Origin of the sequence: Xanthomonas sp. LF02-5 (assembly GCF_034105325.1) — a bacterium.
Classification (GTDB): domain Bacteria; phylum Pseudomonadota; class Gammaproteobacteria; order Xanthomonadales; family Xanthomonadaceae; genus Xanthomonas_A; species Xanthomonas_A sontii.
In genome coordinates this window covers 250,033-269,959 of the sequence record NZ_JAXGGF010000005.1, presented here as the reverse complement: position 1 = coordinate 269,959, position 19,927 = coordinate 250,033, and the positions used below count along the sequence as shown (strand labels likewise).

Here is a 19,927-nt window from a genome sequence, read left to right as displayed (position 1 = left end):
GAACTCCAATGTCTGTTTTGATCAACAAGAACACCAAGGTGATCGTGCAGGGCTTCACCGGCCAGCAGGGCACCTTCCACGCCACTCAGATGATCGAGTACGGCACCCAGGTCGTCGGCGGCGTCACGCCGGGCAAGGGCGGCACCACCCACATCGACCTGCCGGTGTTCAACACCGTGGCCGATGCCGTGCAGAGCACGGGCGCCGACGCTTCGGTGATCTACGTGCCGCCGCCGTTCGCGGCCGACGCGATCCTGGAAGCGGCCGCGGCCGGCATCAAGGTCATCGTCTGCATCACCGAAGGCATCCCGGTGCTGGACATGCTTCGCGTCAAGAACGTGCTGACCCGCTCGCATCCGGACACCGTGCTGATCGGGCCGAACTGCCCCGGCGTGATCACCCCAGGCGAGTGCAAGATCGGCATCATGCCGGGCCACATCCACAAGCCGGGCAAGATCGGCATCGTCTCGCGTTCGGGCACGCTGACCTATGAAGCGGTCAAGCAGACCACCGAAGTCGGTCTGGGCCAGTCCACCTGCATCGGCATCGGCGGCGACCCGATCAACGGCCTGAACTTCGTCGACTGCCTCAAGCTGTTCAACGAAGATCCGCAGACCGAAGGCATCATCATGGTCGGCGAAATCGGCGGCGACGCCGAGGAAGCCGGTGCCGAGTACATCGCCAAGCACGTCAAGAAGCCGGTCGTCGGCTTCATCGCCGGTGCTTCGGCCCCGGCCGGCAAGCGCATGGGCCACGCCGGTGCGATCGCCTCGGGCGGCAAGGGCACGGCCGAAGGCAAGTTCGCGGCGATGGAAGCCGCTGGCGTCAAGACCGTCCGTTCGCCGGGCGACCTGGGTGCGGCGATCGCCTCGCTGGTGAAGTAAGCCGTCAGCGCTGCGGCAGCGACCCGCCTTCGGGTTGTCGCTGTCGCCGCCGCTGTCCGGAAAGGCCTCGCGCAAGCGGGGCCTTTTTCGTTCCGGTTGGCCGGTGTGCGGCATCGTTGCGGCGTGCCCGGCGCGACGGGCCGGGTGCGGACGGCCACGCGATGCAGCCGACCAGCCCCTGCGCAATCAAGCGTTTGCGCCATCCCCAGGGGCGCCACTCGTCCCTGTCGACCCGCCATTGGTCCCCAGGCCTGGGGTTGCCGTCCCTGCTGCGCTGACAGGGCCCGGCACGACTTCGACACTGCCGCCACTTTCTTCGGCAGCGACAGGAGCGGATGCGTGATCAGGCGATGGCGGACAGCGGTATGCGGGGCGGGCATGGCGATGGGTATCGGCGGCATCTGCGCGGCGGCGCCAGGCGACTGGGCCAGTTATGCCGGCGCGCCCGGCGGCGGGCAGTACGCGCCGCTGACCCAGATCACCCCGGACAACATCGGCCGGCTGCGTATCGCTTGGTCGTTCCGCACCGGCGAACTCGGCGCGGGCCTGCCCGATCCGGAGCGGCGCCGCTTCGAGGCCAATCCGCTGGTGCTGGGTGGGCGCATGTATCTCACCACCGGGACCGGCATCGCCTTCGCCCTGGATGCGACCAGCGGCCGCGAACTGTGGTCGTTCGATGCCAAGGTCGCGCGCAACAAGCACTACAGCGACCCGGCCTCGCGCGGGGTGAGTTTCTGGCGCGACACACAGGCGACGGCGGGCGCGTGCCGCGAGCGCATCGTGTACGGCACTCTGGATGCGCGGCTGATCGCGCTGGATGCCGCCGACGGCAAGCCCTGCGCCGGATTCGGCAAGGACGGCACGATCGACCTGCATGCCGGCATCGACGTGCACGACAACGCCAGCGATCCCTGGGCCAACTACGCGGTGACCTCGCCGCCGGTGGTGGCCGGCGACGTGCTGGTGGTCGGCAGCTCGATCGGCGACAACCGCGGGCATGCGCTGGAGCAGGGCGTGGTGCGTGGCTACGACGCGCGCAGCGGCCGCGAACTGTGGCGCTGGGATCCGGTGCCGCGCGATCCGGCCAAAGCGGCTGCGGCCGGCTGGCAGCCGGAGCAGGCGGCCACGGTCGGCGGCGGCAATGCCTGGGCGCCGCTGTCGGTGGATGCGGCGCTGGGCCTGGTCTACGTACCGACCGGCTCGGCCAGCCCCGACTATTACGGCGGCGAGCGCCTGGGCGACAACCGCGACACCGACTCGCTGGTGGCGCTGGACCTGCGCAGCGGGCGCCGGGTGTGGGCGCAGCAGTTGGTGCATCACGATCTGTGGGACTACGACCTGGCCTCGCAGCCGGTGCTGACCACGGTGCAGACTGCGCAGGGACCGCGCGCGGCCGTCTTGCAGGCGACCAAGACCGGCTTCCTGTTCGCCTTCGACCGTCGCGACGGCACGCCGCTGTTCCCGATCAGCGAGGTGCCGGTACCGGCCTCCGACGTGCCGGGCGAACGCGCCTCGCCGACCCAGCCGATGCCCGAACCGGGGCTGCGCCTGGCGCGGCACACGCCGCTGACTGCCGCCGACGCCTGGGGGGCGACGCCCGGCGCGCGCCGCGAATGCGCAGCGCTGATCGCCGGGCTGCGCTCGGAAGGCCTGTTCACCCCGCCCAGCGTGCGCGGCACGATCGCGCTGCCGGGCTGGGCCGGCGGCGTGAACTGGGGCGGCATCGCGGTGGATCCGCAGCGCCAGCTGGCGATCATGCCGGTGTCGGACCTGCCGATGCAGGTGGCGCTGATCCCGCGCGACCAGTTCAGCAAGGCCGAGCATGCGCGCCATCCGGACCAGCAGTTCAACGACATGGAAGGCACGCCGTACTACATGCGCCGCGGCATGTTGAGCTCGTCCGGTGGCATTCCCTGCGTCAAGCCGCCGTGGGGGCGACTGGTGGCGGTGGATCTGCGCACGCGCAAGATCGCCTGGGAGCGCCCGCTCGGTACCCTGGAAGAGAAGCTGCCGTGGCTGCCGCTGGAGGTGGGCACGCCGCTGCTCGGCGGCGCGGTGACCACGGCCAGTGGTCTGACCTTCATTGCCGCGGCGGCCGATGCGCGCCTGCGCGCGCTCGACAGCGCCACCGGCAGGACCCTGTGGGAGGCCAAGCTGCCGGCCGGCGGCCAGGCCACGCCCTCGGTCTATGCGGTGGGGGGCAAGCAGTACGTGGTGATCGCGGCCGGCGGGCGCGAAGGCATGGGCACGATGGGCGACTACGTGGTCGCCTATACGCTCGACGGCACGGGCAAGGAGGTGGTGTTCCAGCACGGCGTCGGCGTGCGTATGGCGGTACTGGGCCTCGCTACGCTGAGTTTGTGTGCGGGAGTGGTGATGTTGCTGCGGCGCTGGCGCCGGCGGCGCCGTGCACGGGCTGGTGGTGGGGCACGCTGAAGCGGAGCGCGGTGGCTGGTCGGCGTTTCGGGGGTGATGCAGTCGGGACTGAAGTCCCTCCCACAGTGACGCCTCTGCACGTGCTGTCCCTGGAGTGAGCGCGGCTTCGGTGGCGACGCGCGGCGCATGCACCAGCGATTTCTATTGGTCGTGCATGTTGCTCGATTGTGGGAGCGACTTCAGTCGCGACGCGGGTGCCTGACTAAGCGGCTTTCTCGGGCGCGCGCAGCAGAGCGAGCGCCCTGCGGCAGCGCCGCGGCTGCCGCCATGTGCGCACCAAGCTGCGGCCTGCCCGGGCTACATGCCTACATTCCAACGTGGCGGCACGCGCATCATCGGCCGCAACCCGGCACAGCGCTACACTGCGCATGGCGCCGTGCGATGCAACGGCGCCGCGGCAGGTGCGATGCGCTCGTGTGGCGCCTGACGGTCTTCCATTCGTTCCTGCAAGGTTGCCTATGTCCGCTTCCCTCCGCCTCGCCATGGCCCAGTTCGATTTCCCGGTCGGCGCCGTGACCCAGAACACCGACCGGATCATTGCGTTGATCGAGGAGGCGCGCGACGAGTACGGCGCCGACGTGGTGCTGTTCCCGGAACTGGCGGTCAGCGGCTATCCGCCGGAAGACCTGCTATTGCGGCCGGGCTTCCTGGCCGACTGCGAGCGCGCGGTGCAGCGCATCGCCGCACAGGTGCACGGCATCGTCGCGGTGGTCGGCTGGCCGCAGAGCGCCGGCAGCGTGGTCTACAACGCCGCCAGCGTGCTGCGCGGCGGCCGCATCGAACGCACCTACCGCAAGCGCGAACTTCCCAATTACGCGGTGTTCGACGAGCGCCGCTATTTCGATGTCGACCCGGACGGCGAGAACTGCGTGTTCGAGGTCAAGGGCACGCCAGTCGGCCTGGTGATCTGCGAGGACCTGTGGTTCCCGGAGCCGCTGGCGGCGACCGTGCGGGCGGGCGCGGAACTGGTGCTGGTGCCCAACGCCTCGCCCTACGAGCGCGGCAAGCATGCGCAGCGCGATGCCTTGCTGGCCGAACGCAGCCGCGAGAGCGGCGCGGCGCTGGCCTATCTCAACGTGGTCGGCGGCCAGGACGCGCTGGTATTCGACGGCGCCTCGGTGGTGGCCGACGGCGACGGCACCGTGCATCCGGCCGCGGCCGCCTTCACCGACCAGTGGCTGGTGGTCGAGTACGACACCGCCGCACGCCGCTTCGCGCCGCTGCGCTGGACCGACGACGGCGACGAGAGCATGGATGCGCTGGCCTGGCGCGCGGTGGTACGCGGGCTGCAGGACTATTGCGCAAAGAATCGCTTTTCCAAGGTGTGGCTGGGCCTGTCCGGCGGCATCGATTCGGCGCTGGTGCTGGCGATGGCGGTGGACGCGCTGGGCGCGGACAACGTCACCGCGGTGCGCCTGCCGTCGCGCTACACCGCCGACCTGTCCAACGACCTGGCCGCGGATCAATGCCGCACCTTGGGCGTGAAGCTGGAGACGGTGGCGATCGAGCCGGCGTTCGAGGGCCTGCTGAGCGCGCTCGGCCCGCTGTTCGCCGGCACCGAGCCCGACGTCACCGAGGAGAACCTGCAGTCGCGCAGCCGCGGCGTGATCCTGATGGCGCTGGCCAACAAGTTCGGCGGCCTGCTGCTGACCACCGGCAACAAGAGCGAGTACGCGGTGGGCTACGCCACCATCTACGGCGACATGTGCGGCGGCTACGCGCCGCTGAAGGACCTGTACAAGACCGAGGTGTTCGGCCTGGCGAAGTGGCGCAACACGGTGGGCGGTGCGCCGGTGATCCCGCCGGCGGTGATCGCGCGGCCGCCCTCGGCGGAACTGCGCGCCAACCAGACCGACCAGGATTCGCTGCCGCCGTACGACGTGCTCGACGGCATCCTGTACCGCTACGTCGACCAGGAGGAATCGCGCGACGAGATCGTCGCCGCCGGCTATGCCGCCGAGGTGGTCGACCGGGTGGTGCGGCTGGTGCGCATCAGCGAATGGAAGCGCCACCAGGCCGCACCGGGACCGAAGGTGTCGCGCCGCGCGTTCGGGCGCGAGCGGCGCTATCCGATCAGCAACGGGTATCAGGCCTGAGGGAACTCGGAAAAGCCGGAACCCGGGACCTGGGACCCGCGATTTTTCCGCGAGTGCAAGGCGGTTGCGATTGCACTGTGGGAGGGACTTCAGTCCCGACGGGCGTTACCGGGAAAGCCTGTCGGGGCTGAAGCCCCTCCCACAAAAAATCGCTTGATAGCGATTTTGCCGCGGACACCATCATAGCGTCCCGCATCTTGCAGGATTACGGCTTTTCCGGGTCCCGGGCCCCGGGCCCTGGGTCCCCGCTCTGCAACAACCGCAACCCAAACGCATCGTCCTGCGCATTCCAGCCGTGGCTGACGCGCAGGCCGGCCTCGGCGGCCATCGCCGCAAAGCTCTGGTCGGTGTACTTGTGGCTGTACTCGACCTGCATCGCTTCGCCTTCGGCAAAATCGAAGCGGCGCCCGGCCACGGTCACCTGCTGCGCGCACTGGCTGACCAGGAAGGTCTCGATGCGCTCGCGCGCTTCCGAATAAACGGCATGATGGCGGAACTGCGCCAGGTCGAAGTCGCTGCCGATCTCGCGGTTGAGCCGGCGCAGCAGGTTCAGGGTGAATTCGGCCGTGACCCCGGCGGCGTCGTTGTAGGCCGCCTCCAGCAGTGCCGTGTCCTTCACCAGGTCGATGCCGACCAGGGCGCAGCCGTCCGCGCCCATGGTCTGGCGCATCGAGCGCAGCAGGGCAATGCCGTCCTCGCGGGTGAAGTTGCCCAGGGTCGAGCCGGGGAAGAACACCAGGGTGCGGCGCGCGCCGCGCTGCGGTGCCGGCAGCGCCACCGGCGCGGTGAAGTCGGCGCATACCGGCAACATCTGGATGTGCGGGAAGCGTTCGGCCAGCCGCGTGGTGCTGGACATCAGCATGTCGCGGGAAATCTCGATCGGCGTGTAGGCCACCGGCATGCGCAGGCCGTCCAGCAGCAACTGGGTCTTGCGGCCGCTGCCGCTGCCCAGTTCCACCACGTGCGCGCCGGTGCCCACCGCCTGCGCGATTGAGGGCATGCGCGCTTCCAGCAGGTCCAGCTCGGTGCGGGTCAGGTAGTACTCGGGCTGGCGGGTGATCGCCTCGAACAGGCGCGAGCCTTCGGCGTCGTAGAAATACTTGGACGGCAACTGCTTGGGGCTGCACGACAGACCGGCGATCGCATCGGCGGTGATGTCGTCCGGCTGCGGATGCAGGTCGGTCAGGGCGGCCTCGGTCAAAGCACGGGCGGTTGCGGCATTCATGCGGAATCCTTGGCCAGGCGCACGCCGGCGAACTGCCATCGCGCATCGGAGGGGAAGAAGTTGCGGTAGCTGGCGCGGATGTGGTCGCGCGGCGTGGCGCAGCTGCCGCCGCGCAACACCCACTGCGCGTTCATGAACTTGCCGTTGTATTCGCCCAGCGTGCCCGACCACGGGCGGAAGCCGGGGTAGGGCAGGTAGGCGCTGCCGGTCCATTCCCAGACATCGCCGAACAACTGCTGCAGGCCGGTATCGGCCGGCGCCGTCGACTGCGGATGCAGTGCATCGGTGTCGACGAAGTTGCCGACGATGGCGACACCGGCGGCAGCCTGTTCCCACTCCGCCTCGGTCGGCAGGCGCGCGCCGGCCCAGCGCGCGAAGGCATCGGCCTCGAACAGGCTGAGATGGCACACCGGCGCATGCGGATCGCGTTCGCGCCAGCCGCCTAGGGTGAATTCGCGCGCGCCGTCGGCATGCCAGTACAGCGGGCGCTGCCAATCCTCGGCGCACCGCCGCGCCCAGCCGTCGCTGAGCCATAGCCCGACCGTGGCATAGCCGCCGTCGGCGATGAACTCGGCGTACTCGGCATTGCTCACCGGGCGGCTGGCCAGCGCATGCGCCGGCACCAGCACGCGATGCCGCGGCGATTCGTTGTCGTAGGCGAAGCCGGCATGCGCAGGCCACGGTGCGGCACCGATCTCGCCGATCTGTTCGTCGCGCTGCAGCCAGCGCAGCGGGGACGCCGGCGCGTGCTGTGTCGCCAGATCGGCGCGATAGGCCGGGCCCAGTGGATTGCGCCAGAACGCATGCTTGATGTCGGTGAGCAGCAGTTCCTGGTGTTGTTGTTCGTGCTGCAGGCCCAGTTCCAGGATCTGCAGCGTCTGCGGCTCCAGCGTGCCGGCCTGCAACTGCGCCAGTACGCGGGTTTCGATCTCGCTGCGGTAGTCCCGCACCTGCGTCAGCGATGGCCGCGACAGCAGGCCGCGATGCGGCCGCGCATGCGCCGGACCGATGCTCTGGTAGTAGCTGTTGAACAGGTAGTCCCACTGCGGATCGTGGGGGCGGTACGCCGGATCGGCGCCGAGCACGAACCGCTCGAAGAACCAGGTGGTGTGCGCCAGATGCCATTTGGCCGGGCTGGCGTCGTCCATGCTCTGCACCATCGCGTCTTCTTCGCTCAATGGTGCGGCGAGATGACGGCTGCGTGCGCGCACGCGGCGCAGGCGGTCCGCCAGCGTCGCGACGGATGCGATGGGCGAGGGCGGTGACGCCGGAGAGATCGCTTGCATCGATGCAGTCTTAGCGCAGCGGCGTGAACGGACCGTCACGCGTCGCGGACCGTGGCGTTACCCTAGGCACATGTCTACGATCGCCTTGCGCCACGCAGCCGTTCTGGCGTCCACCGGACAATTGGTCGACCTCGATACCGCGGCGGAGGCGTTCGCGCTGCCGCCCGGCGTGCGCTACCTGGACACCGCCAGCAAGGGGCCGCGCCTGCACCGTGCACTGGTCGCGGGGCAGGCGGCGCTGGCCGAGTCGATCGCGCCGTGGACGTTGTCCTTCGATGCCTGGCGCGCGCAGATCGAAGACCTGCGCGCGCTGGCGGCAGCCACGGTGTTCTCGGGCGACAGCGAGGGCGTGGCGATGGTGCCGTCGGCCGCCTATGGCCTGGCCATCGCGGCGCGGCAGGTGCCGTTGGCGCCTGGCGATGCGGTCCTGCTGCTCGATGGCCAGTTTCCGTCCAATCTACTGGCGTGGCAGCAACGCTGCGCCGAGAGCGGTGCGCACCTCGCTGTGGTGCGGCGGGCGCCCGGACAGGACTGGACTGATGCGGTGCTGGCCACGCTCGACGCGCAGCCGTGCGTGCGTGTGGCGACATTGCCGAATGCGTATTGGCGCGACGGCGGTCTGCTGGATCTGGATCGGATCGCGCCGCGCGTGCATGCGGCCGGCGCGATGCTGGTGCTGGACCTGAGCCAGAGCGTAGGCGTGCTGCCGGTGCGGTTGGATGCCTGGCGGCCGGACTTCGTGGTCTCGATCGGACACAAATGGCTGCTCGGACCGATGGGGCTGGCATGGCTGTGGGCCTCGCCGCACTGGCGCGCGCACGGCGTGCCGTTCGAGCAGCACTGGCAGGCGCGCGACCCGGGGGCGGATTGGCAGTTCCCGGCCGAGGCGCCGCCCCCGTACCGCAGCGGCGCGCGTCGCTTCGATGCCGGCGGCGTCGCCGACCCGCTGCGCCTGGCGATGGCCAGTGCGGCGCTGCAGCAGGTGCAGCAGTGGCAGCCGGCGCGCATCGCGCAGCGGCTTGGCGCAATTGGTGCGGCATTCGACGCGGAGTTGCACGCGTTGGGCGCGGGCGACTGGACCGTGCCTGGGCATGCGCCGCACCTGTACGCGCTGCGCCCACCAGCATCGTCGATGCCGGCCTTGCTGCCATGGCTGCAGCACGCGCAAGTCATCTGCACCCATCGCCATGGCGCCCTGCGCATCGCGCCCTATCTGCAGTTGACGCCGGAGGCGATGCGTGGCCTGGCGCAAGAGATTGTGGCTGCGGCGCGTGCTTGAGCGCGCGTGCGTGCGATCGTTAGTCTGTCTTCGGTTTCGATGGGGAAAGCCACCGACTACCGGTCCGGATCATCGATCCTGTTGGGTGCATGGCTTCGTTGGTCGCGGCTGAAGGCGCTCCTACGAGAGAAGCGGCAGGTACGCCGTAGGCGCGGCTTAGCCGCGATCCGATGCCGCTGTGATGCGTTTAGCGCAGGTGCGGGTTGCCGAAGGCCGGCCACATCGCTGATGCCCGCGGTGCTGGCTTGACCTACCGCCGCGTCGCCAGGCGCAATCCACGCGGGGTCAGCACCCGTTCCAGCAGCTCGAACAGGCCCTGGACCAGCAGCGCCAGCAGCGCGGCCGGCACCGCGCCTTCCAGGATCAGGCCGAGGTCGTCCAGGCGGATGCCGGTGAGGATCGGCTGGCCGTAGCCGCCGGCGCCGATCAGCGCGCCCAGGGTCGCGGTGCCGACGTTGATCACCGCGGCGGTCTTGATGCCGGCGAGGAGGGTGCGCAGCGCCAGCGGCAGTTCGATCCGCCACAGCCGCGTGCCCGGCGGCAGGCCCAGCGCGGCGGCAGTCTCGCGCAGCTCGCGCGGGATGCCGGTGATGCCGGCATGCATGTTGCGCACGATCGGCAGCAGGCTGTACAGGAACAGCGCGGCGATCGCCGGTTTCGCGCCGATGCCGAACAGCGGGATCATGAACACGAACACCGCCAGCGACGGCAGCGTCTGCAGCACACCGGTCAGGGCCAGCACCGCCTGGCCGAGCCGTGGCCGATGCGCGGCCAGGATGCCCAGCGGCAGCGCCACCAGCAGGGCCAGGCCCAGCGACAGCCCGACCAGCGCCAGGTGCTCGCGGGTGCGTTGCAGCAGCCGTTGCAGGCGTCCGTCCTCGGCCGGCGCGGCGATGCCCAGCCAGTGTGCGGCGATGACGCTTTCGGCACGCTTGTCGAGCTTGGCCTCGGCGTTGAGCCGCTGCATGGTCGCCGCGTCGATGCGCCCGCCCAGCCCCTGCAGCGCCTGCACGAAGCGCGGCGCGCGCTGCGCGAGGTCGGCGCGGTACAGGAACACCGCGGCGTAGCGCGGGAAGTAATGCCTGTCGTCCTGCAGCACCAGCAGGTCGTGCGCGGGAATCTCGGCGTCGGTGCTGTACAGGTCGGTGAGGTCGATCGCGCCGCTGTCCAGCGCGCGGTAGGCGAGGTCGTGGTCCAGGCCGGTGGGCACCTGCGGCAGGCCGTAGGCGTCGCGCACGCCGGGCCAGCCGTCGGCGCGCGAGACGAATTCGTTGCTCAGTCCGAACTTCAGCGTCGGATGCGCGGCCAGGTCGGACAGGCGCGCGATGCCCAGCGCCTGCGCGCGTTGCCGGCGCATGCCTAACGCATAGGTGTTGTCGAAGCCCAGCGGCGCGCTCATCGCCAGGCCGCGCTGCGCCAGCGCCTTGCGCAGCGCGTCGTCGTCGGCGCCCGGCAGTTGCAGCAGTTCGGCGGCCAGCGTGCCGGTGTACTCGGCATAGGCGTCGATCGAACCCCGCTCCAACGCACGCCACAGGATGCGGGTGCCGCCGAGCTGGCGTCGATGTTCGACCTTGACCCCGGCCTGGCGCCCGGCGCCGGCGGCGATCTCGCCCAGCACCACCGCTTCGGTGAAGTTTTTCGAGCCGACCACGACCTTGGCATCGGCGGCGGCCGTCGGCAGGCTCAGCAAACTGGCTGCTGCACCGAAGGCGAGCAGCGCGACCGCGCGCCAGTGCGCGCCTCGCGAGGTCATCGCGCATCCTCCAGGGTGCGCTGCGCCTGCAGGAACTGGCTCACGAACGGATCGGCCGGCGCCTCCAGCAAAGTGCGTGCACTGCCTTCCTGCAGCACGCGGCCGCCGCGCATCAGGACCAGGGTATCGCCCAGGTAGGCGGCCTCGGCGACGTCGTGGGTCACCAGCACCGCGGTCTTGCCGAGCAGCGCGAACAGGTCGCGCATCTGCGTCTGAAGTTCGTGGCGCACGATCGGGTCGAGCGCGCCCAGCGGTTCGTCCAGCAGCAATACCGGCGGGTCCAGCAACAGGGCGCGGATCAATCCGACGCGCTGGCGCTGGCCACCGGACAACTCGGCTGGATAACGCGCCAGCAGCGCTTCCGGCAGGCGGCACAACGCAGCGAGCTCGTGCAAGCGCGCCTCGATGCGCGGCCGCGTCCAGCCCAGCGTGCGCGCCAGCAGGGCGGCGTTGTCGCGGGCGCTCAGGTGCGGGAACAGGCCGCCTTCCTGGATCACGTAGCCGATGCGCCGGCGCTGCGCCAACAGGGTGGCGCGACGCAGTGGCTCGCCCTGGAAGCGCACCTCGCCGCTATCCGGCCACTCCAGCCCCAGCAGCAGGCGCAGCACGCTGGACTTGCCGGCGCCGCTGGGACCGATCAACGCGGTGGTGCGGCCCGGGGCGATGCGAAGATCGACCTGGTCCAGCGCCAGCATGTCGCCGTAGCGGCGGGTGACCCGATGCAGTTCGAACATCGCCGCAGCATAGCCGCAGGCGGCGACCACGCCGTGCGAAGACGCCGCGGCCTCAGCGGGCGGCGTCGGTCAGCAGGTCCAGCGTCGGTTTCGGCCGGCCCAGGTCGTACATCAGGCCGAAATGCGCCTCCGCGCCCTGCTGGTCCGGCTGGTCGAGCAGTTCGTAGAGATTGATCTCGGCGACCACGTCGGCATAGTCGCTGCGCAACGTCTGCAGTAACTCCGCCACGCTGTCGTAGCAGGCGCCGTCGCCGGGATGGCCGCCATCGGTGTTGCCCGTGTAGATCTCGGCGCAGTTGAGCTCGTTGACGTACACCTTGGTGCCGTATTTCTGCGCGGCGGCGCGCAGCTGTCCGAGATACAGGTCCATCCAGTAGCCGCGTTCGCCGTGGAAGGCGTAGTAGTGGAAGCTGATCCGGTCGAAGTCGAAACCGGCGGCCTTGGCCTGATCGAGGAACCACAGCGAGCCGTTGCGGTCGCCGGGGCAGCGCGCGCTGGCCGAATGGTCGTCGCTGTTGCAGGCGGTGATGTTGATGGTGAATTGCAGGCCGGCGCCCAGTTCGTCGGAGGCCTGCTTCATGCCGCGGTACATCGTGGTCATCGCAGCGATCCGCGCCGGGGCGGCGGCACGGTCCAGGTCCTGCTCGTTGCCGATCTCCCAGACCTTGATGTCGTTGGCATAGCGGCGCGCCAGCGCGTAGCCGATCTCGCGCGACATCGGGTACACCATCGGTCGCAGCGCGATGTTGTACTGGCGCGAGAGCTGCACCAGCCGGTCGAGCACGGCGAAGTTGCGCGGGTCCACGTCGAACCGGTAGCTGCGCAGGTTGCGCTGATCGAGCAGGCGGAACACCGCCTCGCTCCGGCTGAGCGGGTAGGCCGGGCGGCCGTCGTGGCCGTTGACCCCGTACACGATGGCCGGTGCCGCGGTGGCAGGTGCGGCAGCGACGGCGAGGAGGGCAGCGAACAGGCGCAGCAGCGGGCGCAGCAGGGACAGAGACATGGCGTTCCCGGCGGAAGCGGCCCGGGGCGGGCACGGGACCAGCCTAGCAAGCCCGGCCACGGGCATCGGCGCCAATTCCCGGGACTGCGGTGCGGGTCGCACTCCGCCGGGATCGGCCTGGAGGCGCGCCATGCCGGGCGTCCAGTGACCGGGACTGGCGCTGCCTGGCGACGCGCGCAGCTGCCTCGCCTTGGGTGCCCGCTGGTGTCGTCATGGCCGCCTGCAGCCGCCGCGCGCAGGTGCCCGGGTGGACCGCGGGGGCCGATCGGCGCTGCCCGGAAACGCGACAGGGGCCTTGCGGCCCCTGTCGGTGTGCATCGTGTCGGCGCGGTGGATCAGCGCTGCATCTGCGAATTCGACTGTCCGGTGGCGGCGGACTTCTCGCCGGCGAACGGGTTGAGCTTGCGGATCATCCACGGGTACTTCGGCCAGTTGCCGGTCAGCCACGGGTGCTGCGGGTCGTTGAGTTCGAGCACGCGGCGCGCGTCGGCGGCCAGGGTCTTGTTGCCCAGGTGGGTGTAGGCATCGGCCAGCACCGCCACCGCATCGTTCTGGTAGGCGCTCTGCGGGTAGGTCTCGAGCAGGTAGGTGGCGCGCGAGGCGGCCGACACCCAGGCGTCGCGGCGCAGGTAGTACAGCGCGTTGTCCAGCTCGTGCTGGGCGAACACGTTGCGCAGGGCGATCATGCGCGCACGCGCGTCGGCGGCGTAGCGGCTGTTCGGGTAGCGCTCGGCGACGGTGTTGAAGTCGGCGTAGGCCTGCTGCGGGGTGGACAGGTCGCGGCGGCTGGGATCCAGCGACCACACCCGGCGCAGGAACACCGTGTCGCGGTTGGAGTTGGACAGCCCGCGCAGGTAGTACATGTAGGCGATGTTGCGCTGGGTCGGGTAGGTGCGGATGAAGCGGTCGATGGTCGACACCGCGTCGTCGTGCTTGCCGGCCTTGTACTGGGCGTAGGCGCTTTCGATCATCGCCTGCTCGGTGTAGTTGCCGTACGGGTACTGCGCGATCAGCCGCTTGAAGCTGCTCTCGGCGCCGGCCCAGTTGCCGCTCTCCATCTGCGCATGCGCCTTCTGGTAGAGCTGCTCCACCGGCATCCCTTCTTCGGGGTTCTTCTTCTGACGGTGGCAACCCGTCGCCACGACCAGCGTGACCAGCAGCAGGGCGATGAAGCGGACGTGCGCGGACAGCGGGACGGAGCGTCGGATCATGGGTTCGGGCGCGGCAGGGCAGGAATACGAAGGGGCGATGATAGCCTAGTGGCCTGTCCTGCGACTGACTATGGCCGCCGCGACCCCCTTTTTCCGACCCAAGCCGTGCCCCTGCCATGCCTCATACCCCCCCGGATCTGCCCGAGGACGCCGTCAGCGACGGCCCGCGCCAGGCGCGCGTCCCCGATCACGCCGCCGGCCGCCGCTTCGACGCGGTGCTGGCCGAACTGTTCCCCGAATACTCGCGCTCGCGCCTGGCCGAATGGATCAAATCCGGCGACGCCCTGCTCGACGGCGCCCCGGCGCGGCCGCGCGATGCGCTGCGCGGCGGCGAGATCGCCAGCCTGCATGCGGTGCTGGACACCCAGACCCACGCCCTGCCCGAGGACATCCCGCTGGAGGTGCTGTACGAGGACGACCAGGTCATCGTGCTGAACAAGCCGGCCGGGCTGGTGGTGCACCCGGGCGCCGGCAACCCCAGCGGCACCCTGGTCAATGCCTTGCTGTACCGCGACCCGGGGCTGTCGGCGCTGCCGCGCGCCGGCATCGTGCACCGCCTGGACAAGGACACCAGCGGCGCCATGGTGGTGGCGCGGACCCTGCAGGCGCATACCTCGCTGGTGGCGCAGCTGTCCGCGCGCGACGTGCACCGGCAGTATCTGGCGGTGGTGGTCGGGGCCCTGGTCTCCGGCGGCACCGCCAACGCGCCGATCGACCGCCATCCGCGCGACCGCCTGCGCATGGCGGTGCGCGAGGACGGCCGCGACGCCGTCACCCACTACCGGCTGCGCGAGCGCTTCCGCGCCCACACCGCCCTGGAATGCCGCCTGGAGACCGGCCGCACCCACCAGATCCGCGTGCACATGGCGCACCTGAAGCACCCCATCGTCGGCGACCCGCTGTACGGCGGCCCGCTGAAGCTGCCCAAGGGCGCCAGCGAGGAACTGATCGCCGAACTGCGCGGCTTCAAGCGCCAGGCGCTGCATGCCGAGACCCTGGAGTTCAAGCATCCGCTGAGCGGCGAGCCGGTCCGCGCCACCGCGGCGGTGCCGGCCGACCTGCAGCAGCTGATGGCCGCCCTGCGCGTGGATGCGCAGGCGGCCGCCGAGCGGGCGCGGCGCTGAGCATGGCCGGGAGCCCGGTTTCCCACGCCCTCGCGCGCGACTGTATTTCGTGCGGCGGCCGGCGGCGCCAGGCTGGTGGCATGTCGGCCGATGTCGGGCGAGGGCGCGGCCAATGAGCGACTTCGCCTTGTCGGCCGACTGGCCGGCACCGCCGCGGGTCCACGCCCTGACGACCCTGCGCACCGGCGCCGGCACCTCGCAGCCGCCGTTCGACCGTTTCAACCTCGGCAATCGCAGTGCTGCCGACGGCGACGACCCGGCCACGGTGCAGCGCAACCGCGACGAGTTGGCCGCGCGACTGGCGCTGCCGACGCCGCCGCACTGGCTGCGGCAGGTGCACGGCGTGCAGGTGCTGCGTTTCGACGGGCCGCCGCAGGGCGCCGGCATCGACGCCGAGCCGACCGCCGATGCCGCCGTCACCGCCGAACCGGGCGTGGTGCTGGCAATCCTGACCGCCGACTGCCTGCCGGTGGTGTTCGCCGCCCGCGACGGCAGCGAGGTCGGCGCCGCGCACGCCGGCTGGCAGGGGCTGGCCGGCGGCGTGCTGGAAGCCACCGTGGCCGCGCTGCGTACGCCGCCCACGCAACTGCAGGCCTGGCTGGGGCCGGCGGCCGGACCGCAGCACTACGAGATCGGCGCCGAGGTGCGCGAGGCGTTCCTGCGCCACGATCCGGCCGCCGCGGCCGCATTCGTGGACACCCGGCCCGGGCACTGGCGGGTGGACCTGTACGCACTGGCGCGGCAACGCCTGGTCGCGGCTGGCCTGGCCCCGGAGCAGATCCACGGTGGTGGGCTGTGCACCATCGCCGATGCGCAGCGCTTCTACTCCTATCGGCGCGACCGCCGCAGCGGGCGCATGGCGACCCTGGCGTGGATCGCGCCCTGACGCCGCCGCTGTTCGCGCAGGTGCTGGGGCCGGCGTTCGCGCAATTGCCGCCAGTGCTGCGCGCGCTGCACACGCCCTCGTCGCAGTCGCGCTATGTCGGTCAGGCCGTGGTCCAGCGTGGCCGCCACCCGCTGTTGCCGCTGTGCGCGTGGCTGGTGCGGTTGCCGCGCACCGGGCCGGCGACGCCGGTGGAAGTGGTGTTTCGCGCCGATGCCCACGGCGAGCGCTGGGAACGCCGCTTCGGCACGCATGCCATGCCCTCGCGGCTGTGGCTGCACCGCGGCCGCCTGCGCGAGCGGCTGGGTGCGGTGGTGTTCGAATTCGCCCTGCGGATCGACGGCGCCGGCATCGAATGGCGCGCGGCGCGGGCCTGGGCCTTCGGCGTGGTGCCGCTGCCGCGACGCTGGCTGGCCGGCGTGCACTGCCGCGAAGACCAGCGCGACGGGCGCTACGCGTTCTTGATCGCGGTGAGCCTGCCGTGGATCGGCCCGTTCATCCGCTACGAGGGCTGGCTTGCGCCGGCCTGAGCCGCCGGCGCCCGCGGCGTCGGAGGACATGGCCATCGTCGTGTTCGACGGGGTCTGCGCGCTGTGCAGCCGCTGGGTGCGGTTCCTGCTGCGCCATGACCGCCGCGGCCGCTACCGGTTTGCGGCGATGCAGTCGCCGCGCGGCAGCGCGCTGTTGCGCGAGCACGGCCTGGATCCAGCCGATCCGCTGTCGTTCCTGCTGCTGACACGGCACGGTGCCTTGACCGATTCGGACGCGGCGATCGCGGTGATCGCCGGGCTCGGCGGCGTGTGGCGCAGCGTCGCGTTGCTGCGCCTGCTGCCGCGCCGCTGGCGCGATGCCGGCTACCGGGTGCTGGCGCGCAACCGCCATCGCTGGTTCGGTACCACGGCGCAATGTTTCCTGCCGGAGCCGCAACAGCGTTCGCGCTTTCTGGAGTGAGCACGACACGCGCGGCGCGTCTGATCGGCTGTTTCCTCGCGCGAGCCCATCGCCGCGGGTTCACAAGTGCCTGCGGTGGCCGTTCTTGACGGACGGGCCACCCACGCGATCGGACCGGCAACGATGGAGATTCCTCTGCTGCTTCTGCTGGCAAGCCGCTGGCAGCGGCGTCCGTCAGCCTCCTTGGCAGATAGCACCGTGGTGCCCCCCGTTTCCACGCTCCCACACCCGCCCGAGAGGAGTTTCGCTATGCCCAGTCCTACGCCTGCGCGGCTGATCGATCCAAGCAATCGCGTGTTCGGCACGATCGATATCAAGAACTACAGATTCGTCGGCGAGCAGCTGCCCAGTACCTACTACATGAGCGGAACGGGCCCGTTCATCCGCTTGCGTCCATTGCATCGATCCGGTTTCGCCATCTACGAAAGGCCGACGCGCGTGGTGGGGCTCTATGCGGGCGACTGGGACCGGGACGACACCTTCGCGCAGAACATCCAGAATGTGGCGCTGTATCGCGAACTCGGCGCAAGCGCGGCCGACATCGCCGCCAGCATCGAACGCCTTAAACTGGTCGCGCGTCGCACCGACGAGATCATCCAGCAGAATACCGCCCAGCCGCTGGAGTTGAACGACGCCGTCGTCTTCGTCAACGAGGGCGCCTTGGCCGGAACAGTGTGGGGCGGCGACAAGCAAAAGACCGGCAACGTGTACAAGCCGTTGAAGGTGGTCGATGCGACCGGCCCCAGCAGGAAGGCCCATGCCGGTCATGCCTTCGCCACGCGCGAGGCGGTGGAGCGGTTCTATGCCGATTACTACCCGCACGTGCTGGGGCAATTGATGCTGCTCGGGCAGGCCCAGCAATCCTTCGTTTCGCAAGCGCCCAATGGCGATGACGTCGTGACGGTGATCAATACCGACACCGGGTACTTTCCTCAGAGCGAGTTTCCCACCCGCGCCAGCCAGTTGCAGTTCCTGCTCCAGCAATTCATGCGCTTTGCCTGATCCTGGGCGGGGCGGGCGGTCGTCGCGTGCGTCGCCTCAGTAGGTACGGCGCAGCAGTGGGGTGACATTGCTGCCGCCCGGCCGCCCTTGTCCCGTCTCGATCCGGAACACCGCGACCGCCGCAGCCAGGCCGCCGGCCTGCTCCTCCATGCTGCGCGCGGCGGCGGTGGCTTCCTCGACCAGGGCGGCGTTGCGTTGGGTCACCTCGTCCAGTTGCGCCACGGTGCGGTTGACCTGTTCGATGCCGCTGGACTGCTCGCCGCTGGCGGCGCTGATCTCGCCGATCAGGCCGGTCACCCGCTGCACCGAACCGACGATCTCGTGCATGGTGGCGCCGGCGCGGTTGACCAGCGCGGCGCCTTCGCCGACGGTGCGCGTGGACGCTTCGATCAGGTCCTTGATCTCCTTGGCCGCATCGGCCGAGCGCTGCGCCAGCGACCGAACCTCCGAGGCGACCACGGCGAACCCGCGGCCCTGTTCGCCGGCGCGTGCCGCTTCCACCGCGGCGTTGAGCGCCAGGATGTTGGTCTGGAAGGCGATGCCGTCGATCACGCCGATGATCTCGCCGATGCGCTGCGAGGACGTGCTGATCGCGCGCATCGTCGCCACCACCTCGTCCATCACCTGGCCGCCGGAACGGGCGACCTCGCCGGTGTTCTGCACCAGGCCGTTGGCCTGCTGCGCGTTGTCGGCGTTCTGCTTCACCGCCGAGGTCAACTCTTCCATCGAGCTGGCGGTCTCCTCCAGGCTCGCCGCCTGCTGTTCGGTGCGGTCGGACAGGTCGGTATTGCCTGCGGCGATCTCCGAGGCGGCGCGGCGGATCGTGTCGGCCGACTCCTGGATCCCGACGATGATTTCGGTGAGCTTGGCGACGGTGCGGTTGGTGTCCTCGCGCAAGCGCGCGAACACGCCCTGCGCCTGGCCGTCGACGCGGTGGGTGAGGTCGCCTTCGGCCAGCGCCGCCAGCGCTCCGGCCAGTTGCGCCAGGTTGCTCTCCACCCCATCGGAAATGCGGTTGACGCCCTCGGCCAGCGACTTGAGGACGCCGTCCATCGCCGCGGTCTCGATGCGCTGGCTGAAATCGCCGTGCGCGGCCGCCTCGATCACCGTGGCCAGCGCCTGTTCGGCGTTGACCTGCGCGGTCACCTCTTCCCATTGCGCGATGGTGCCCAGGCGGCGGCCGTCGGCATCGTCGATCGGGCTGTACACGAAATCGATCTGGCGGCCGAAGAACGGCGCGCGCACGCGCTTGGAGCCGGTCAGCGCGCGCATGCGATCGATCGCCGCCTGGCTGTCCGGATAGATGTCGCCGATGCTGCCGCCGACGAACTGTTCGGCGCGGAATTCGGGGCGGAAGCGCTGCACGTCCGGTTCGATGGTCTTCAACATCTGCAGCAGCTTGCGGTTGGCGAAATGCACGCGGCCATCGTCGTCGGCGATGCGCACCATGGTGTCGAGATCGTCCAGCGCCTGGATCACGAAACGGCCGTGGCGCAGTTCCGCCTCGGTCTGCGCCTGGCGCGCCGCCAGCGCCTGTTGTGCGTTCTGCAGCGCACGCAGCAGCGCCACCTCGGCCGTGTCCCCGAGCACCTCCACACGCTGCTCGAAGCGGCCTTCGCCCAGCGCCTGCAGCGCCTGCGTGGCCTGCTCCAGGGCGCGCGGTGCGCTGCGTCTGCCGAGCCAGACCAGTGCCGCGGCTGCGGCCACGGCGACCAGCAGCGCCGGCAGCAACCGCGGCAATGCCGATCCGTTGGCTCCCACCGTGCGGCCGACGTGCAACGCATAGCCGGCCAGCGCCAGCAGGACCAGGACATGGGACAGGGCAAGCAGCGCCGAACGCGGGCGCAGCCAGGAGGCGGTGGGGCGGAGAACGGCAGTTGGCGAGGGCATGGTCTGCACCGGCTGGGAAACAACGGGCAACGCCGCGAGGGCGGTGCGATCGCGTGGGGGTCGATCCAGTATCGGCATATCACCGCGCCGGCTTGATCGCCTTCACCTGCCGTTCGTCGGAAACTTTATATGGACTGAACGCCTACGGCGGAGCGCCGAAGGCGTGATGA

The 19,927-nt window shown here is 70.2% G+C and carries 16 protein-coding genes; 9 read left to right on the top strand and 7 right to left on the bottom strand.

Annotation, left to right across the window (positions count from 1 at the left end; translation table 11 throughout):
- The first annotated feature begins 8 nt into the window (after positions 1-8).
- The 3 genes from sucD (at position 9) to SLW52_RS14870 (ending at position 5,416) form a co-directional block, all read left to right on the top strand.
- Positions 9-884 (top strand): succinate--CoA ligase subunit alpha, encoded by an 876-nt coding sequence (gene sucD / locus SLW52_RS14880; RefSeq protein ID WP_010342226.1) that lies wholly within the window; start codon positions 9-11, stop codon positions 882-884.
- A 378-nt stretch (positions 885-1,262) separates the two neighbouring features.
- Positions 1,263-3,320 (top strand): pyrroloquinoline quinone-dependent dehydrogenase, encoded by a 2,058-nt coding sequence (locus tag SLW52_RS14875; RefSeq protein ID WP_320740575.1) that lies wholly within the window; start codon positions 1,263-1,265, stop codon positions 3,318-3,320.
- Positions 3,321-3,778: 458 nt separating this feature from the next.
- Positions 3,779-5,416, top strand: coding sequence for an NAD+ synthase (locus SLW52_RS14870; RefSeq protein WP_320740576.1), 1,638 nt, complete (start codon positions 3,779-3,781; stop codon positions 5,414-5,416).
- 205 nt (positions 5,417-5,621) lie between these two features.
- On the opposite strand, the gene egtD is transcribed toward SLW52_RS14870, so the two are convergent.
- Together egtD and egtB are read right to left on the bottom strand one after the other, a co-directional pair.
- The gene (gene egtD / locus SLW52_RS14865; RefSeq protein ID WP_295938307.1) at positions 5,622-6,641 is read right to left on the bottom strand and encodes an L-histidine N(alpha)-methyltransferase; all 1,020 of its coding nucleotides are present in this window, start codon (positions 6,639-6,641) and stop codon (positions 5,622-5,624) included.
- Entirely contained in the window at positions 6,638-7,927 is a 1,290-nt protein-coding gene (gene egtB, locus SLW52_RS14860) for an ergothioneine biosynthesis protein EgtB (protein WP_320740577.1), read from the bottom strand. The genes egtD and egtB overlap by 4 nt, the downstream gene beginning before the upstream one ends.
- A gap of 70 nt (positions 7,928-7,997) precedes the next feature.
- On the opposite strand from egtB, the gene SLW52_RS14855 reads away from it, so the two are divergent.
- The gene (locus SLW52_RS14855) at positions 7,998-9,206 is read left to right on the top strand and encodes an aminotransferase class V-fold PLP-dependent enzyme (protein WP_320740578.1); all 1,209 of its coding nucleotides are present in this window, start codon (positions 7,998-8,000) and stop codon (positions 9,204-9,206) included.
- A gap of 250 nt (positions 9,207-9,456) precedes the next feature.
- On the opposite strand, the gene SLW52_RS14850 is transcribed toward SLW52_RS14855, so the two are convergent.
- The 4 genes from SLW52_RS14850 to SLW52_RS14835 all read right to left on the bottom strand — a co-directional run bounded on the left by SLW52_RS14850 (position 9,457) and on the right by SLW52_RS14835 (position 13,907).
- On the bottom strand, positions 9,457-10,923 hold the full coding sequence (locus tag SLW52_RS14850; protein WP_295910534.1) for a glycine betaine ABC transporter substrate-binding protein: 1,467 nt from the start codon (positions 10,921-10,923) through the stop codon (positions 9,457-9,459).
- Positions 10,924-10,955: 32 nt separating this feature from the next.
- Positions 10,956-11,693: an ATP-binding cassette domain-containing protein gene (locus tag SLW52_RS14845; protein ID WP_267083715.1), complete on the bottom strand. Its 738-nt coding sequence runs from the start codon at positions 11,691-11,693 to the stop codon at positions 10,956-10,958.
- Positions 11,694-11,745: 52 nt separating this feature from the next.
- Positions 11,746-12,696, bottom strand: a complete 951-nt coding sequence (locus tag SLW52_RS14840) for a hypothetical protein (protein ID WP_295923811.1) — start codon at positions 12,694-12,696, stop codon at positions 11,746-11,748.
- A gap of 335 nt (positions 12,697-13,031) precedes the next feature.
- Positions 13,032-13,907, bottom strand: coding sequence for an outer membrane protein assembly factor BamD (locus SLW52_RS14835; RefSeq protein WP_017910377.1), 876 nt, complete (start codon positions 13,905-13,907; stop codon positions 13,032-13,034).
- Between the two features lie 116 nt (positions 13,908-14,023).
- Here SLW52_RS14835 and rluD point away from each other — a divergent pair, with 116 nt between their 5' ends.
- The 5 genes from rluD (at position 14,024) to SLW52_RS14810 (ending at position 17,867) form a co-directional block, all read left to right on the top strand.
- On the top strand, positions 14,024-15,031 hold the full coding sequence (gene rluD, locus SLW52_RS14830; protein WP_152239062.1) for a 23S rRNA pseudouridine(1911/1915/1917) synthase RluD: 1,008 nt from the start codon (positions 14,024-14,026) through the stop codon (positions 15,029-15,031).
- 112 nt (positions 15,032-15,143) lie between these two features.
- Positions 15,144-15,917 (top strand): peptidoglycan editing factor PgeF, encoded by a 774-nt coding sequence (pgeF, locus tag SLW52_RS14825; protein ID WP_267107608.1) that lies wholly within the window; start codon positions 15,144-15,146, stop codon positions 15,915-15,917.
- Positions 15,902-16,444, top strand: coding sequence for a DUF4166 domain-containing protein (locus SLW52_RS14820; protein WP_148828985.1), 543 nt, complete (start codon positions 15,902-15,904; stop codon positions 16,442-16,444). The genes pgeF and SLW52_RS14820 overlap by 16 nt, the downstream gene beginning before the upstream one ends.
- 28 nt (positions 16,445-16,472) lie before the next feature.
- Positions 16,473-16,865 (top strand): thiol-disulfide oxidoreductase DCC family protein, encoded by a 393-nt coding sequence (locus tag SLW52_RS14815; protein WP_052250900.1) that lies wholly within the window; start codon positions 16,473-16,475, stop codon positions 16,863-16,865.
- Positions 16,866-17,114: 249 nt separating this feature from the next.
- Positions 17,115-17,867, top strand: a complete 753-nt coding sequence (locus SLW52_RS14810) for a hypothetical protein (RefSeq protein WP_043091756.1) — start codon at positions 17,115-17,117, stop codon at positions 17,865-17,867.
- A 36-nt stretch (positions 17,868-17,903) separates the two neighbouring features.
- Here SLW52_RS14810 and SLW52_RS14805 read toward each other — a convergent pair whose 3' ends face one another.
- Entirely contained in the window at positions 17,904-19,757 is a 1,854-nt protein-coding gene (locus tag SLW52_RS14805; RefSeq protein ID WP_150409753.1) for a methyl-accepting chemotaxis protein, read from the bottom strand.
- Positions 19,758-19,927 lie beyond the last annotated feature (170 nt).